Source organism: Solibacillus sp. iso_87 (assembly GCF_056173085.1).
The window spans coordinates 1,003,837-1,020,018 of sequence record NZ_CM149656.1; the positions used below are offsets into that span (position 1 = coordinate 1,003,837).

Genomic DNA, 16,182 nt, shown 5'->3' on the forward strand with positions numbered 1-16,182 from the left:
CATAAAATCGGAGGGAAAATGATGACGAAAAAAATGTACCGTAATATTACAATTATCTCGTTCATCATCGGCTTTATGCTCGCAGTGCAGTACAACACAGTTCAAAATCCGACCGAAAGAACTACAGTCGATATTTGGGAAATTCGCCAGCAATTATTTGCGGAACAGGAGCAGCATTCCGAACTGCTGACCGCAATAAGCGAATTAACCGAAACTGTAAATAAATACGAGGATGCAGAGTTTGATAATCCGGAAGTACTATTGCAGCAAACTGTTGACCAACTTAAAGAACGTGCAGGAATTTTGCCGGTTGAAGGACCGGGGTTAACGTTATCAGTTGGCCCTTCACCTGAATTAGTGGGCTTAGGCTATGAAATAAAGCCTGTATCGCCTGAACTGTTAATTCGCCTTATAAATGATTTAAATCGATATAATGCCCGGGCAATTGAAGTGGATGGCAAACGTTTAAGCTACAATTCGGCCATTCGCGATATTAATGGGAAAACAACGATCAATAGTGAGCCGATTCAAAATACGAATATTGAAATAAACATCATTACACTTACGTATGAGCAAGCCGAGAAAATGAAAAATCATTTGCTGGCTTCTACGTTCCAGGATGAGTTTTATATTGATAATCTAGTATTGACGATTCATGAAGCAGAGCAGAAGATACAAATTGATTCAATTGCACCTGTACAAAGAATTAAGTATTTATCAGAAAAGTAGAAGGGGATGCGAATATGTGGTTACCACTTTTAGGTCTTATATTAGGTGTGGTATTAGGGATTTTAACAGATATTCAAATTCCATCTGTTTATGAAAACTATTTATCCATTGCTGTACTGGCGGCTCTCGATACAATGGTCGGCGGTATCCGTGCATTATTGCAGCAAGTTTACGATGATAAAGTATTTATTTCCGGGTTTTTCTTTAATATAATTTTAGCAGCAGGATTGGCTTTTCTCGGAGTTCATATAGGTGTCGATCTTTATTTAGCCGCTATTTTTGCATTCGGAGTTCGACTGTTTCAGAATATCGCAGTCATTCGTCGGTTATTATTGACAAAATATGAGAACAGAAGATTGAAAAAGGAGGAAAACTCTTAACAATCACGTTAAAATATCATTACAATTTATCGTTTTACTTAGACAATCAACGAAATTTACAATAGAATGAACTATAGGAGTAATCGAAGGAGGTGCAGTAAGTTGAATCATCAAGAAATTTATGTTTCTCTCGATATTGGATCATCTTCAATAAAGGTCCTGATCGGAGAAATGAACGGTGATCAATTGCACGTAATTGGTGTAGGTCATGTGAAATCAACAGGGATAAGAAAAGGTGCAATAGTTGATATAGATGCAACTGTACAGTCCATTAAAAAAGCTGTAGATCAAGCAGAGCGAATGACTGGTATTAATATAGAAGAAGTGGTGCTTGGAGTTCCTGCAAACCAGACAGCATTACAGCCTGTTAAAGGGGTTGTAGCGGTAAACGGTGAAGACCGGGAAATCACGGACGATGATTTAGCTAGAGTAATAGACTCTGCACAGGTAATGTCGATTCCACCAGAGCGAGAGTTAGTAAATTTGATTCCTAAACAATTTATCGTAGACAACCTAGATGAGATTAAAGACCCGCGGGGTATGATTGGCATTCGTTTAGAGATGGATGCGACAATGATTACGACATCCAAGACGCTTGTACATAATGTTTTAAGATGTGTAGAACGTGCAGGCTTGCAAATTCGCGAAATTTATCTACAACCATTAGCAGCAGGAAATTTTGCGCTGACGGAAGATGAGAAAAATCAAGGAACTGCTTATATCGATTTAGGCGGCGGATCGACAACTGTTGCGGTATTCCAAGACGGACTGCTGACAAATACAGCTGTTATCGCGGTAGGCGGAGATCATATTACGAAAGATCTATCGATTGTATTAAAAACACCGACAGAACAAGCCGAAAAAATCAAAAAGCAGTATGGACATGCCTTTTACGATGATGCTTCCGATGAACAAACGTTTGATGTTCCTGTTGTTGGTACTGATACAACGGATCAATACAGTCAACGTTTCATCTCAGAAATTATCGGAGTACGTTTAGAAGAGTTATTTGAATTAGTATTGGATGAATTAGCACGTATGGGGGTACAGGATTTACCGGGTGGTGTTGTCATTTCTGGCGGGGTAGCACAGCTTGAAGGAATTGCTCAACTGGCGCGACAAGTAATGTTAACGCGAGTTCGCATTTATACACCTGATTACATCGGTGTACGTGAACCGGCCTTTACAACGTCAGTAGGTTTAATTCGTTATGCACATGCAGAAGACGAATTTTACGGAAGAAGCGAGCCGGTACCAGCTTCTTCATATGCAGCACCTTATCCTACTCAACCAACTCCTTCTAAAAAACAATCAAATGTGCCGGAGAGAGTAGATAGCGCAAATAAAGTAAGTGTAATTGATCGCGCGAAAAACTTATTAAACAAATTTTTCGATTAATACGAAAATGAATGACGTGAACAATTAGGAGGAGAAGAGTATGTTAGAATTTGAAACGGATGTTGAACAATTAGCCGTTATTAAAGTAATCGGCGTTGGCGGAGGCGGTAACAATGCCGTAAACCGCATGATTGAACATGGTGTACAAGGTGTAGACTTTATCGCTGTAAATACAGATGCACAAGCTTTAAATCTGTCAAAAGCTGAATATAAACTACAAATTGGCGGTAAATTAACACGTGGACTAGGTGCAGGGGCAAACCCAGAAGTAGGAAAAAAAGCTGCTGAGGAAAGCCGCGAACAATTGGAAGAAGTATTACGTGGTGCCGATATGGTATTCGTAACTGCCGGTATGGGCGGTGGTACTGGTACGGGTGCAGCACCGGTAATCGCATCAATCGCACGTGATTTAGGTGCATTGACAGTAGGTGTTGTAACACGTCCGTTTACATTTGAAGGCCGTAAACGCCAAACTCAGGCAATCGGCGGTATTACTTCAATGAAAGAAGCAGTCGATACATTAATCGTAATTCCAAACGATAAATTACTGCAAATTGTTGATAAATCAACTCCAATGCTGGAAGCGTTCCGTGAAGCGGACAATGTATTACGTCAAGGTGTACAAGGTATTTCAGACTTAATCGCAACACCTGGTTTAATTAACCTGGACTTTGCCGATGTAAAAACAATTATGTCCGATAAAGGTTCGGCATTAATGGGTATCGGGATTGCTGCTGGTGAAAACCGTGCAGTAGAAGCCGCTAAGAAAGCAATTTCTTCTCCATTACTTGAAACATCAATCGATGGTGCAAAAGGTGTTATTATGAATATTACAGGCGGAACGAACTTAAGTTTATTTGAAGTTCAGGAAGCTGCCGATATTGTACAGCTCGCTTCAGATGAAGAAGTAAATATGATCTTCGGTTCTGTAATTAATGATAACCTAAACGATGAAATTATCGTAACGGTAATTGCAACAGGATTCTCTGATGACTTTATTATTCAAAAGCCGCAGCCTGTGCGTCCGTCAATCGGTGCTCGTCAACAAGCTGCAACAAGCACAACTCAACCGCAACAACAGCAGCCTGTACGCCAGCAAGATCCAGTGCAGCAAGAAGCGCCACGTCAAACACAACAAACAAACTATCAGCAAGACGATGCATTGGATATTCCGACATTTTTACGCAATCGTCGTAATCGCTAATAATACAAACTTTCATAGTATGAAAAACGATTATTTACATCTATATGTGAATAATCGTTTTTTTTAGTTTAAAAGATGTTATGAAAAGTAGCCTGCCTATGCATGTATAGGCAAGGAAAAGTAGAATAACAGATTCACACCATCACATTAAAACCTCCTCCTTTGCCCCTATGATTCTTTAACTTTCCTGCTACCAACTTTTTGTCGATTGGATTTGAATGTCGTAACAATATGTCATACGATTCTTCCAGATTTATGCAACAGTTAGACAAAATACTCTGAGGGGGTTTGATAATCTTATTTACAGGAGGACAATACATGTATGCAGAGTGGATTCTTTTAATGAATTTTTTAATGAATCTCGTACTACTAAAATTTACCGCAACCATAACATATACCATCATTCCAATTTGGAGATTACTATTAGGGGCCTTTTGTAGTGCGCTGATCGCTGTGTTATTTATGGGAAACATATTTATGTTGCTTGTAAGTTTCATCGTACTATTAGGCATTGCCTTTTCATTTAAATGGAAAATATTTTACGAGCAAGGGAAGTGGATTGTTGTCGCTACTTTGCTCGCAGGTGGATTAATAACAGCATTACAACCATTTTTGCTTGCATCTCCGTTTTTCGTTTATATTTTTTTATGTTTCGGCATAGTATGTATTAGTTTGACAGTGATGAAACAAGGCTGGTTTCAAAAATTGCAGAATGTTGCACAAAGTCGATATGTAACGACAAGCAAAGTAGAACTGTTCGAACAACAAATGGAGCTCGTAACATATATCGATACGGGAAATGAATGCACTGAACCTTTAAGTCAGGCACCGGTCCATTTTATTTCGTTTAAATCAGTTCAATCGATGTTGCCGGATGAATTTAGTGAATGCCTGCTCAAATGGAATGAGCAGGAGCCTTACTCACTGACAATGTTTTCAAAGGAAATACAGAAAAGAATACGTATTGTTCCTATTACAACGGTTCAAAAAGGCACATTACTCGTACCGGCCTTTCGTGCCACAATTGTCATTCAGAACAAGACGTATCCAAATCACTATGTTGTATTTACGAAAAATGATGCGCGCTTTCCGCAAAATGCACAAATGATTGCACATGTTTTTGTCCTAACGAATTCATAAGGGAGGATCGATATTGCTTAAAAAAATTCAATCGATAATTTTAAACATACTAAGCTACTTTAGAAGAAAAAAAGGGACATACTATATAGGGGGACATGATTCATTGCCTATTCCATTAACTAGAGAAGAAGAAGTTGTCGTAGTCGAAGCATTTATGAATGGTGACTTGCATGCCAGAGATATGTTAATTGAAAGAAATTTACGTTTAGTCGTTTATATTGCAAGACGTTTTGATAATACGAGCACGCCGATTGAGGATTTAATCAGCATCGGTTCCATTGGCCTTATTAAAGCGATTGAAACTTTTAATTTGGACAAAAACATTAAATTAGCGACGTATGCATCGCGCTGTATCGAAAATGAAATATTGATGCATTTACGAAAGACGAGCCGCATGAAAGGCGAAGTTTCCTTTGATGAACCGTTAAATGCGGATGCAGACGGAAATGAACTATTACTTTCAGACATATTAGGGACAGAAGAACATATTATAACACTTGATGTAGAACGTAAAATTGAGCGACAGCATATGTTTAATGCCATTAATCAGCTGACACCTCGTGAAAAATATATTATGGAATGTCGTTTTGGCCTAAACGGAAAAGAAGAAATGACGCAAAAGGAAGTAGCGGACCATTTAGGTATTTCACAATCTTATATTTCAAGATTGGAGAAAAAAATTATTATGGATTTACGTGAATTCTTGAACGAACCAATTGCATAAGATGGTTAAATTTGGCGCGCATAGCGATGACCATTTCGGACAAAATGATTGCAAAGACAAAAGACAATCTAGTTCGGAAGGTGAAGTTGGATGCGTACAAAAGTGGAATTATGTGGTGTGGATACATCTACATTACCAGTACTGAAGCCAGATGAAATGAAAGATTTATTTATACGATTACAGCAAGGAGAATGGATTGTTCGTGAGCAGCTAGTTTTTTGCAATTTACGATTAGTGCTCAGCATTGTCGGCCGTTATGCCTACCGTGGCGAACAGGCAGATGATTTATTCCAAGTAGGATGTATTGGTTTATTAAAAGCGATTGATAATTTTGATTTAAAGCATAATGTTCGATTTTCAACATATGCTGTACCGATGATTATGGGAGAGATCCGCCGACACCTGCGCGACCATCATGCACTTCGTGTGTCTCGTTCATTGCGCGATATTGCGTATAAAGCGATGAAAGCGAAGGAACAATTTATTGCGGAACATTTAACAGAACCCACAATCGAGCAATTGGCACAGGCAATTGAGATGAAAAAAGAAGATGTATTGTTTGCTCTTGATGCGATTCAAGACCCGATGTCACTGCAGGAACCGATTTACTCCGATGGTGGCGATGCAATCTTTATGATTGACCAAATTAAAGATAAAGTGACAGAAGAGCATTGGGTAGGCTCGATTTCACTGCAAGAAAGTATGAAAAAGCTAAATAGCAGACAAAAAATGATTATAGAAAAGCGCTTTTTCCTAGGAGAAACTCAAACGGAAATCGCCCAATCTTTAGGTATTTCACAAGCGCAAATATCAAGATTGGAAAAGAGTGCGGTAGAATTGATGAAGCGGGATTTCCGTTAAATAGATAGAAATTCTGAGGGACTGTCCAACACGTAGGGCTGTCCCTTTCATCATAATTTCACGATGTTTGAATACTTATAAAGAGGTAAAAATAAATTATTGATACAGAGAGGATGGAGGAATGCGATTTTCATCCGTTCAGGAGAAGGAAATCATTGAGGCAACAAGTGGAAAATTTATCGGTTATATTGTAGATGCGGAAGTGGACGAAAAAGAAGGTGCCATTACGGCATTTATAATTTCCCCGCCAAAAAAGTTTTACCATTTATTTCAAGGGGAAGAGTTAGTTAAGAAAATCCTCTTTAGTAATATACTCACAGTCGGAAAAGATGTCATCTTAGTGAAATCACCGGATGAATAGTTCACGCTATTCATTGAAAATTAAACTAGCACTTGATACAATGAGAGAAACTATTGTTGTAAAGTTGGGAAAAAAGTGACGAAAATCATAGAAAACTTAAAACAGATTCAACATCAAATAGAAATTGCAAAACAACGTGTCAATGCCGAACAGGCAGTCCAGATTATTGCTGTGACGAAAGAAGTAGATGTCAACCGGACAGAAGAGGCAATTGAAGCGGGTCTTGTCCATTTAGGAGAAAACCGTCCTGAAGGCTTATTAAATAAGCTGAATTCGATTGACTCAGCTGTTTCCTGGCATTATATAGGTTCATTACAGACAAGAAAAGTAAAGCAAGTAATTGATCAAATTGACTATTTACATTCTCTTGATCGATTAAGCCTGGCAGAAGAGATTGAAAAAAGAGCAACAAAACGAGTGAAATGTTTCTTGCAAGTAAATGTTTCCGGTGAAGAATCAAAACACGGCTTAACAAAAGAACAAGCGCTAGTTTTTGTAAAGCAGCTTGAGCAATTTTCAAAAATTGAAGTAGTAGGTTTAATGACAATGGCTCCTTTTACTGAAGATGAAACGATGATTAGACAAGTGTTTAAACAGTTAAAACAATTGCAACAAGAAGTGTCACAATTGAACATTCCAAATGTACCTTGTACTGAATTATCGATGGGCATGTCAAATGACTACGAAATTGCAGTTGAAGAAGGGGCAACATTTGTTAGAATTGGAACAGCTCTTGTTGGCTAAGGAGGATTAATATGAGCATTAAAAATATTTTTGACAAGTTCTTTTATTTAGAAGAAATAGAAGAAGATTATGCTCCTGCCCAATCGCAAACAGTGCAAAAACAAGCACCAAAAGCAGTTCAAAATGAACCACAGCAATTTTACCAGGATTATGGACAAAAGCAGCAACCACATCTCATTCAAAACCGAATGAAGAAGGAGCGTAAAATGCAACAGCAACCACCACGTAATGAAGTCGTGATGCAAAATCATAATAATGTTGTGAGTCTTCAAGCTGCGTCTTCATCGAAGAATTCAAAGTTAGTATTGTTAGAACCACGCGTGTATGCAGAGGCGCAGGATATCGCAGAACATTTAAAAAATAAACGTGCTACCGTTGTCAATTTACAGCGCATCGACCGAGATCAAGGGAAGCGAATAATCGATTTTCTTAGCGGAACAGTGTATGCTTTAGGTGGAGATATTCAGCGTATTGGAAATGATATTTTCTTGTGTACACCGGAAAATGTAGAAGTATCAGGAGAAATTTCTAATTTAACGTTCGAGTAATTAAATTTTGTGAGGTAAAAACATGATTCTATTTTCAATTGTACAAACAGCATTTCTAGTATATCGTTTTATGCTGATTGGGTACATACTAATGTCTTGGATTCCGGCACTGCAAGAATCGGCTGTTGGTCGTTTCCTTGAAACAGTTTGTGAACCGTATTTAGGATTCTTCCGCAAGTTTATTCCACCAATTGGTATGATTGATATTTCACCAATTGTCGGTTTATTCGCGTTAGTATTTATCGAGCGAGGCGTCTATAGCGTCCTAGCATTTTTCTTATAATCTGATTGAACTCCTGCCATGGTAGGAGTTTTCTTTATTTCCGGTTGTTTCGCGGTTATCGGAATGAAGCGGGGCCAACATTCAACTGGAAAAAGGTTCTGAAATGGCTGAATGCCCTATACATAAAATAAAAGTTTAATTTAATCAGAAAGTGGAAAAGTTAGTAACACAGTTTAAAAGAAAGTAGGAATTATGATGGAGCATTTGATCCAACATTTTCGTAAAGATGAACAACCTTTCATTGAGCAAGTTATTGGATGGCAGCGTGAAGTAGAAGATCGCTATGCTCCAAAATTGACTGATTTTTTAGATCCGAGACAGCGTTTTATCGTAGAGTCCATTGTTCAGCAATCAGATGATCTCCGTGTATTCACAGAAGGGGTATTTGAAGAAGCGGAACGTAAACGAATGCTGATTGCCCCTTCGTATTACGAGCCGGCAGAAACCGATTTTCAAATTGCTGTGTACTCACTGAATTACCCGACAAAATTTGTCCAGCTGCGCCATCCTGATGTTTTAGGTGCCTTATTATCAATCGGACTTGATCGCAGCAAGTTTGGGGATATTCGACTTGCCGATAATACGGTTCAATTTGCAATCGCATCGGAAATCGCGGATTACGTGCGTGCGCATTTAACGAGTATAGGCAAAGTGAAAGTAAGTGCTGAGCAAATGGATGCGACTACACCGTATATCCAAAACGAGGAGCAATGGGTCGAAAGCTCGCATACGGTTTCTTCCATGCGTCTTGATGTGGTTTTAGCAACAATCGTTAATATCTCCCGTCAAAAATCACAAAGCCTGATCAATGCCGGAAAAGTAAAAGTTAACTGGACTGTCAGGGAAGCTGTGGCTTTCGAATTGCAGGAAGGCGACATTATTTCAGCGCGAGGATATGGACGGTTAAAAGTCATCCTGACAGAAGGACGGACAAAAAAAGATAAGATTCGATTACAAGTAGGACGTTTAGAGCAAAAAGTATAATTTTCAACCGTTTTTTAGGAAAACATGATGTTATTCCCTAAAGAAACGTTTATAATACTTGTAAGAATGTACGTAAAAAAGGAGAGTAGAACGATATGCCATTATCACCTCTTGATATACATAATAAGGAGTTTACACGTGGGTTCCGTGGATATGCAGAAGACGAAGTAAATGAATTTTTAGATCAGATTATAAAAGATTATGAAATTGTTTTACGCGAGAAAAAAGAGCTCGAAGAAAAGATTAAGATGATGTCTGAACAAATGAATCATTACAATTCATTGGAAGACACATTGCAGAAATCAATTGTTGTTGCTCAAGAGGCAGCTGGCGAAGTTCGTCGTAATTCCGAAAAAGAAGCAAAGCTCATCGTTAAAGAAGCTGAAAAAAATGCGGATCGTATTGTAAATGACGCACTGGCAAAAGCGAGAAAAGTGACGATTGAGATTGACGAATTGAAAAAACAGTCGAAAGTATTCCGCAACAGATTTAAGATGTTAGTGGAAGCACAGCTTGATTTACTGAATACAGGCGATTGGGACCAATTACTGGAATATGACGTAGACTTAACGGAAATTCAGGAAAACAATCGTAAAGAACTCAATGAAGAGAACCAAAATGACGAAAATGCCGTGTATTAGTCCAACAGTACTTGACATTTTATACAGCCTTTTCATATACTGAAAAATAATGAATAGGATGCACTTGCATCAGGCTTTGACGGAGACAGTAAATTTAACATTGTGGTTTAGCGATTCGAGGATGGTGAGAGCTCGAACGAAGCAAGTTAAATCGAAAATCACTCTTGAGCTAAATAACTGAAATTCGAGTAAGTTATTTCGTAGCACACGACGTTACAGTGTCTAATGAGGCTAATATTATTTAGCGAATTTAGGGTGGTACCACGAGACTAATGCTCCTCGTCCCTTTTTATAGGGATGGAGGGGCTTTTTTGTTGTTTTGAAAAGCTACCAAATCCTTAAGAGCATTTAAAAATCATGATTCATTTAAGATACCATTCGGGTAAGCGTCAAACCCGGATTGGAAATCAACACTCGATAAAATCACTAGGAGGAATTTACAATGGTAGAGTATAAAGACACATTATTAATGCCGAAAACCGACTTCCCTATGCGCGGCGGTTTACCGACAAAAGAACCGCAAGTTCAGGCACAATGGGATGAAATGGATATTAACAAATTAGTGATGGAGCGTACAAAAGATCGTCCTCACTATTTACTGCATGATGGTCCTCCATATGCAAACGGAGACATCCATATCGGTCACGCATTAAACAAAGTTATCAAAGATATGATTAACCGCCAAAAATCAATGTCAGGTTTCCATGTTCCATATATTCCAGGTTGGGATACACACGGTTTACCGATTGAGCAGGCATTAACAAATAAAGGTGTTAAGCGTAAAGAAATGTCGGTTGCAGAATTCCGTGAACTATGTGAGAAATACGCTTATGAACAAATTGAAAACCAAAAAAGCCAATTCCGTCGCCTAGGTGTACGCGGTGACTGGGAAAATCCGTATATCACATTAAAGCCTGAATTCGAAGCACGCCAAATCGAAGTGTTCGGGAAAATGGCGGAGAAGGGCTATATTTATAAAGGCTTAAAACCAGTTTATTGGTCTCCATCTTCTGAGTCAGCATTGGCAGAAGCGGAAATCGAATATAAAGATGTTGAATCATATTCAATTTATGTAGCATTCGGCATTAAAGACAGCAAAGGCGTAGTACCTGCAGATGCTAAATTTGTCATCTGGACAACAACTCCTTGGACAATTCCGGCAAACTTAGGGATTTCGGTTAACCCTGAATTCACATATGTTGTCGTAGAAACAAACGGCAGCAAATATATTGTTGCAAAAGATTTACTGGAAAAATTATCAGCGACATTTGGCTGGGAAGATGTTCAAATCGTTCAGGAAGTACAAGGCGAACAGCTTGATATGATCGTTGCAGAACACCCAGTTTACAAACGTGATTCATTAGTGATGGTTGGCGACCACGTAACTGCTGATGCTGGTACGGGTTGTGTACACACAGCACCAGGTCACGGTGAAGACGACTATCAGATCGGTAAACGCTATGGACTGGACATTTTATCACCAGTAGATAACGGCGGCTGCTACACAAATGAAGCACCTGGCTTTGAAGGATTGTTCTATGAAAAAGCAAATCCGGTTGTCATTGAAAAATTAAAAGAAGAAAATGCATTATTGCATGTTTCTAAATTTACACACTCATACCCGCATGACTGGCGTACGAAAAAACCGGTAATTTACCGTGCAACACCACAATGGTTTGCATCTGTTGAAATGTTCCGTGGTGAATTATTAGATGCTGTAACAGCGACAGAATTTACACCAGCATGGGGCGAAACACGTCTTTACAATATGATTCGTGACCGCGGTGACTGGGTAATTTCCCGTCAGCGTGCATGGGGTGTACCAATTCCGATTTTCTATGCCGAAGATGAAACACCGATCATCACATCAGAAACAATCGCGCATATTTCGAAATTATTCCGTGAACACGGTTCGAATATTTGGTTCCAGCGTGAAGCAAAAGACTTGCTACCTGAAGGCTTCACACATGAAGGCAGCCCGAACGGCAAGTTTACAAAAGAAAACGACATTATGGACGTATGGTTCGACTCAGGATCATCTCACCAAGGTGTATTAGCAGAGCGCGGACTGAAATATCCTGCTGACCTTTATCTTGAAGGTTCGGACCAACACCGCGGCTGGTTCAACTCATCATTAATCACATCAGTGGCGATTAATGGGCATGCACCATATAAAGGGTTATTAACACATGGTTTCGTATTGGACGGCGAAGGACGCAAAATGTCTAAATCGCTTGGCAACACGATTGACCCGATCAAAGTGATGAACCAATACGGTGCCGACATTATTCGTATGTGGGTAGCATCGGTTGACTATACAGGGGATGTTCGTATTTCAATGGATATGTTGAAGCAGGTTTCTGAAACATACCGTAAAGTGCGTAATACATTGCGCTTCCTGCACGGAAATGTGACAGACTTTAACGAAACAACTGACCGTGTCGCTTACGAAGAGTTACGTGAAATGGATCAGTATATGTACATGCGCTTACAGGATGTTGTAAAAACAATCCGTGAAGCATATGACCGTTATGACTTCTCGACTGTTTACACAACTGTGAATAACTTCGTAGCAATCGAGCTATCTTCATTCTACTTGGATATCGCAAAAGATGTTGTCTATATCGAAGGAACTGACAATAAAAACCGTCGTGCAATGCAAACGGTTATGTATGATACATTAATGGCATTAGTTAAATTATTAACGCCAATTATTCCACATACGACTGAAGAGTTATGGAGCTACATCGAATTCGATGGCAAGCCACAATCAGTACAATTAACAGATTTCCCAGAAGTAGTAGAACAAGCAAACTTTGCAGACCTACGTACGAAATGGGTAAAAGTAATCGCAGTACGCAATGAAGTGTTAAAAGCATTGGAAGAAGCGCGTAATGCAAAAACAATCGGTAAATCACTGGAAGCGAAAATTTCGGTTTATGCAGACAGTGAAACAGTCGAGCTATTGAATGATGCAAACATCGATTTTGCACAGCTTTCAATTGTATCTCAATTCTCCATCGCAGGCAGTAAGGAAAATGCACCTGCAGAAGCATTAGTACTTGATAAAACAGCATTAGTTGTTGAAAAAGCAGACGGTGAAAAATGTGAACGTTGCTGGACAATTTCAGAAACAGTCGGCGCAAGCGAAAACCATCCAACACTATGTAAACGTTGTGCGGATGTTGTAGAAAACTATTACGTATAAAAATTCGGAACGCTATTGCCACTTTGGTAATGGCGTTCCTTTATACCTTTTTTATTTTTCCGAAAAATAAAACATTTAGGAGTTGTACATTTTGGAACAAATCGAACAAAAGCCATTAACTCCTGATACGTTTATGCAGGGGTTAAAAGATTGTATACCGACATTACTAGGATATATTAGCATCGGTCTAGCATTCGGTGTTGTAGGAATTGCATCAGGTATATCGGTATTGGAAGTATTTTTACTGTCGGTGCTTGTATATGCAGGTTCCGCCCAGTTTATATTTTGCGGATTGTATTTAGCCGGAGCTCCTGTAACAGCAGTCATAGTCACAATTTTTATCGTCAATTTACGGCACTTGCTGATGTCACTGACAATTGCACCGTACTTCACAAAGTATTCTACGCTGCGTAATATCGGGTTCGGGACATTGCTGACAGATGAAACATTTGGTGTTTCTGTCGTTGCTGCCGGAAAAGAAGGACGTCTTGGCGGGAAATGGATGGATGGTTTAAACATAACGGCCTATACAACTTGGATTGCAGCATGTACGATAGGCGGCATTATCGGGCAATGGCTGCCTGATCCGGAAAAATGGGGACTGGACTATGCTTTAGTGGCAATGTTTGTCGCGCTGCTTGTTCTGACGCTTGCGAGCATTCCAAAAGAAAAATTAATGCATTACATAAAACTGATTGTCATTATGGTCATCTGCATGTACGGGATGCTTTACTTTATGCCGGGGCATTTAGCTGTTCTGTTATCAACAATAATTGTTGCAACGATTGGGGTGGTATTGGAAAAATGACAACCTCGGTAGCGATGGTATTATTAATTTTAGGCTGTGCTTTAGTAACGTGGATTCCTAGAATATTGCCGTTTATATTAGTGAAAAATATGAAGATGCCAAAAATCGTCCTGCGATGGCTTGCCTACATACCGGTTTGTATATTGTCCGCCCTCGTAATTGAAGGTTTCTTCGAGAAAGAAGAAGCAATCGTTACGGTTCAATGGCTTAATGTGGTGGCGTTTATTCCGACATTATTTGTTGCTTTACTCACAAAAAGTTTATCAAAAACAGTAATTGCCGGAGTAGTGACAATGGCGGGAATGCGATTAATTGTCGGCTAAATTGAACAGACAGAAGCTCGTTTAGTTATTCGTGACTAAATAAGCTTTTTTTGTAGAACTTTTTAATTAATGAAATGTGTTTTATTTTCCTTTCTTGTCACTTTTCACGTATTAAAAATATCAGATGGTCTGGTATTTATGTTAAAATAGGAAAGATATATCGTAAACGGAGGATTTGCTGTGTATAAATATTACGGAATCGCAATAATTGCAGTCATTTTGGATCAATGGACAAAGTGGCTCATTGTTAAAAATATGGAATTAGGGGAACGCATCAGTGTATGGGATCCTTGGTTTGGCATCTTATCGCATCGTAACCGTGGTGCGGCATGGGGCATGTTAGAGGGACAGATGTGGTTGTTCTCAGTCGTAACAGTTGCTGTCATTATCGCAATTATTTATTTTAATCATACAGAAGCAAAGGGTAAGCCACTATTTCATGTAAGCTTAATGCTGTTATTAGGTGGTGCGGTCGGTAACTTTATTGACCGTTTATTCCGAGGAGAAGTAGTTGATTTTGTCGATGTTTTTATACCGGTAATCAATTATCATTTCCCGATCTTCAATATAGCGGACGCAGCTTTAACAATTGCTGTTGTAATGCTTTTCATTACGATCATACTAGAAGAAAAAAAGGATAAGAAAAAGGTGAAATAATGACAGTAGTCACATTAACAATAGAAGAATTTGCAGGAGAACGTATTGATAAGGCGCTTTCACAAATGGAAGAATCTTGGTCTCGTTCGCAAATTAGTAACTGGCTGGATGAAGAGCGCATTTTAGTAAACGGTGCAGCCGTAAAAGCAAAATATAAAGTAAAGCAAGGGGACGTTATTGAAGTAACGGTTCCTGAAGTAGAAGATCTGGAAATCGTTCCAGAAGATTTAAATTTGGAAATCGTTTACGAAGATGCCGACGTATTAGTTGTGAATAAACCGCGTGGAATGGTAGTTCACCCGGCACCAGGCCATACTTCAGGCACATTAGTAAATGGTTTAATGCATCATTGCAAAGACTTATCTGGCATTAACGGTGTAGCACGTCCAGGTATCGTACACCGTATTGATAAAGATACGTCCGGTTTATTGATGGTTGCAAAAAATGATGTTGCCCATGAAAGTCTTGTTAATCAGCTTGTTGAAAAGTCGGTAACACGTAAGTATACGGCATTAGTACATGGTCATATTGCGCATGAAAAAGGAACAATTGATGCACCGATCGGCCGTGACCAAAAGGACCGTCAAAAGCAGGCAGTTGTCGATAAAGGCAAGCATGCGGTAACACATTTCCAAGTAATCGAGCGTTTCGGTGAGTTTACTTTAGTAGAGTGCCGTCTTGAAACAGGCCGTACTCACCAAATTCGTGTGCACATGAACTATATAGGTTTCCCATTAGCGGGCGACCCGAAATACGGTCCAAGAAAAACAATCGATTTCGGTGGTCAAGTATTACATGCAGGTGTTTTAGGATTTATCCACCCTGTAACAAAAGAATATTTAGAGTTTGAATCACCACTACCGGAAGATTTCAAACAATTATTAGAAGAATTACGCGGGTAATCGCGGGCGGCCGTCTCCTTTTTGGGGGCGGTTTTTTTAGTTTGGGAAGCATTGCCCCGGCTTTTATTAGAACTTTTGAAACAGATATTAGAAATTATTGCGGCGATATTAGAAGATGTAGAGCTTTTATTAGAAAACGGCAGGAAATGGGTTCGATTTAAGGTGCTATTATCTGCATGTAGAGGCATACTTATTTGAACAATTGACCATTATATTAGAAGATCATACTTTTATTAGAAGATTTCAAAATATATTAGAACAATCACCACACTTATTAGAAAATCTCC

Annotated in this window: 18 protein-coding genes and 1 other annotated feature; all 18 genes read left to right on the forward strand. The window is 39.1% G+C overall.

Annotation, left to right across the window (positions count from 1 at the left end; translation table 11 throughout):
• The first annotated feature begins 18 nt into the window (after positions 1–18).
• The gene (locus AC0VXV_RS04890; RefSeq protein WP_475530577.1) at positions 19–729 is read left to right on the forward strand and encodes a DUF881 domain-containing protein; all 711 of its coding nucleotides are present in this window, start codon (positions 19–21) and stop codon (positions 727–729) included.
• A gap of 14 nt (positions 730–743) precedes the next feature.
• Positions 744–1,109, forward strand: coding sequence for a small basic family protein (locus AC0VXV_RS04895; RefSeq protein WP_008403393.1), 366 nt, complete (start codon positions 744–746; stop codon positions 1,107–1,109).
• 102 nt (positions 1,110–1,211) lie between these two features.
• Positions 1,212–2,507, forward strand: a complete 1,296-nt coding sequence (ftsA, locus tag AC0VXV_RS04900; RefSeq protein ID WP_475530578.1) for a cell division protein FtsA — start codon at positions 1,212–1,214, stop codon at positions 2,505–2,507.
• 40 nt (positions 2,508–2,547) lie between these two features.
• On the forward strand, positions 2,548–3,711 hold the full coding sequence (ftsZ, locus tag AC0VXV_RS04905; protein ID WP_475530579.1) for a cell division protein FtsZ: 1,164 nt from the start codon (positions 2,548–2,550) through the stop codon (positions 3,709–3,711).
• Between the two features lie 318 nt (positions 3,712–4,029).
• The gene (locus tag AC0VXV_RS04910) at positions 4,030–4,851 is read left to right on the forward strand and encodes a sigma-E processing peptidase SpoIIGA (RefSeq protein WP_079525034.1); all 822 of its coding nucleotides are present in this window, start codon (positions 4,030–4,032) and stop codon (positions 4,849–4,851) included.
• Positions 4,852–4,864: 13 nt separating this feature from the next.
• The gene (gene sigE, locus AC0VXV_RS04915; protein WP_079525036.1) at positions 4,865–5,575 is read left to right on the forward strand and encodes an RNA polymerase sporulation sigma factor SigE; all 711 of its coding nucleotides are present in this window, start codon (positions 4,865–4,867) and stop codon (positions 5,573–5,575) included.
• A 90-nt stretch (positions 5,576–5,665) separates the two neighbouring features.
• The gene (gene sigG / locus AC0VXV_RS04920; protein WP_008403388.1) at positions 5,666–6,436 is read left to right on the forward strand and encodes an RNA polymerase sporulation sigma factor SigG; all 771 of its coding nucleotides are present in this window, start codon (positions 5,666–5,668) and stop codon (positions 6,434–6,436) included.
• A gap of 121 nt (positions 6,437–6,557) precedes the next feature.
• Positions 6,558–6,797, forward strand: coding sequence for a PRC-barrel domain-containing protein (locus AC0VXV_RS04925; RefSeq protein WP_079525038.1), 240 nt, complete (start codon positions 6,558–6,560; stop codon positions 6,795–6,797).
• 75 nt (positions 6,798–6,872) lie between these two features.
• Positions 6,873–7,541: a YggS family pyridoxal phosphate-dependent enzyme gene (locus AC0VXV_RS04930; RefSeq protein WP_475530580.1), complete on the forward strand. Its 669-nt coding sequence runs from the start codon at positions 6,873–6,875 to the stop codon at positions 7,539–7,541.
• A gap of 11 nt (positions 7,542–7,552) precedes the next feature.
• Positions 7,553–8,089: a cell division protein SepF gene (locus AC0VXV_RS04935; protein WP_475530581.1), complete on the forward strand. Its 537-nt coding sequence runs from the start codon at positions 7,553–7,555 to the stop codon at positions 8,087–8,089.
• Between the two features lie 22 nt (positions 8,090–8,111).
• A complete protein-coding gene (locus AC0VXV_RS04940) occupies positions 8,112–8,372 on the forward strand; it encodes a YggT family protein (protein WP_475530582.1) in 261 nt (86 codons plus the stop codon).
• Between the two features lie 195 nt (positions 8,373–8,567).
• Positions 8,568–9,356, forward strand: a complete 789-nt coding sequence (locus AC0VXV_RS04945; protein ID WP_475531403.1) for a YlmH family RNA-binding protein — start codon at positions 8,568–8,570, stop codon at positions 9,354–9,356.
• A gap of 95 nt (positions 9,357–9,451) precedes the next feature.
• Positions 9,452–9,997 (forward strand): DivIVA domain-containing protein, encoded by a 546-nt coding sequence (locus AC0VXV_RS04950; protein WP_475530583.1) that lies wholly within the window; start codon positions 9,452–9,454, stop codon positions 9,995–9,997.
• 67 nt (positions 9,998–10,064) lie between these two features.
• Positions 10,065–10,287, forward strand: a binding site (T-box leader).
• A 152-nt stretch (positions 10,288–10,439) separates the two neighbouring features.
• Positions 10,440–13,205 (forward strand): isoleucine--tRNA ligase, encoded by a 2,766-nt coding sequence (ileS, locus tag AC0VXV_RS04955; protein WP_475530584.1) that lies wholly within the window; start codon positions 10,440–10,442, stop codon positions 13,203–13,205.
• A 133-nt stretch (positions 13,206–13,338) separates the two neighbouring features.
• A complete protein-coding gene (locus tag AC0VXV_RS04960; protein WP_475531404.1) occupies positions 13,339–14,013 on the forward strand; it encodes an AzlC family ABC transporter permease in 675 nt (224 codons plus the stop codon).
• Positions 14,010–14,336, forward strand: a complete 327-nt coding sequence (locus tag AC0VXV_RS04965; RefSeq protein ID WP_475530585.1) for an AzlD domain-containing protein — start codon at positions 14,010–14,012, stop codon at positions 14,334–14,336. Before AC0VXV_RS04960 ends, AC0VXV_RS04965 begins: the two co-directional genes overlap by 4 nt.
• Before the next feature lie 180 nt (positions 14,337–14,516).
• On the forward strand, positions 14,517–14,993 hold the full coding sequence (gene lspA / locus AC0VXV_RS04970) for a signal peptidase II (RefSeq protein ID WP_350477201.1): 477 nt from the start codon (positions 14,517–14,519) through the stop codon (positions 14,991–14,993).
• Positions 14,993–15,895 (forward strand): RluA family pseudouridine synthase, encoded by a 903-nt coding sequence (locus tag AC0VXV_RS04975; protein WP_413077723.1) that lies wholly within the window; start codon positions 14,993–14,995, stop codon positions 15,893–15,895. Before lspA ends, AC0VXV_RS04975 begins: the two co-directional genes overlap by 1 nt.
• Positions 15,896–16,182 lie beyond the last annotated feature (287 nt).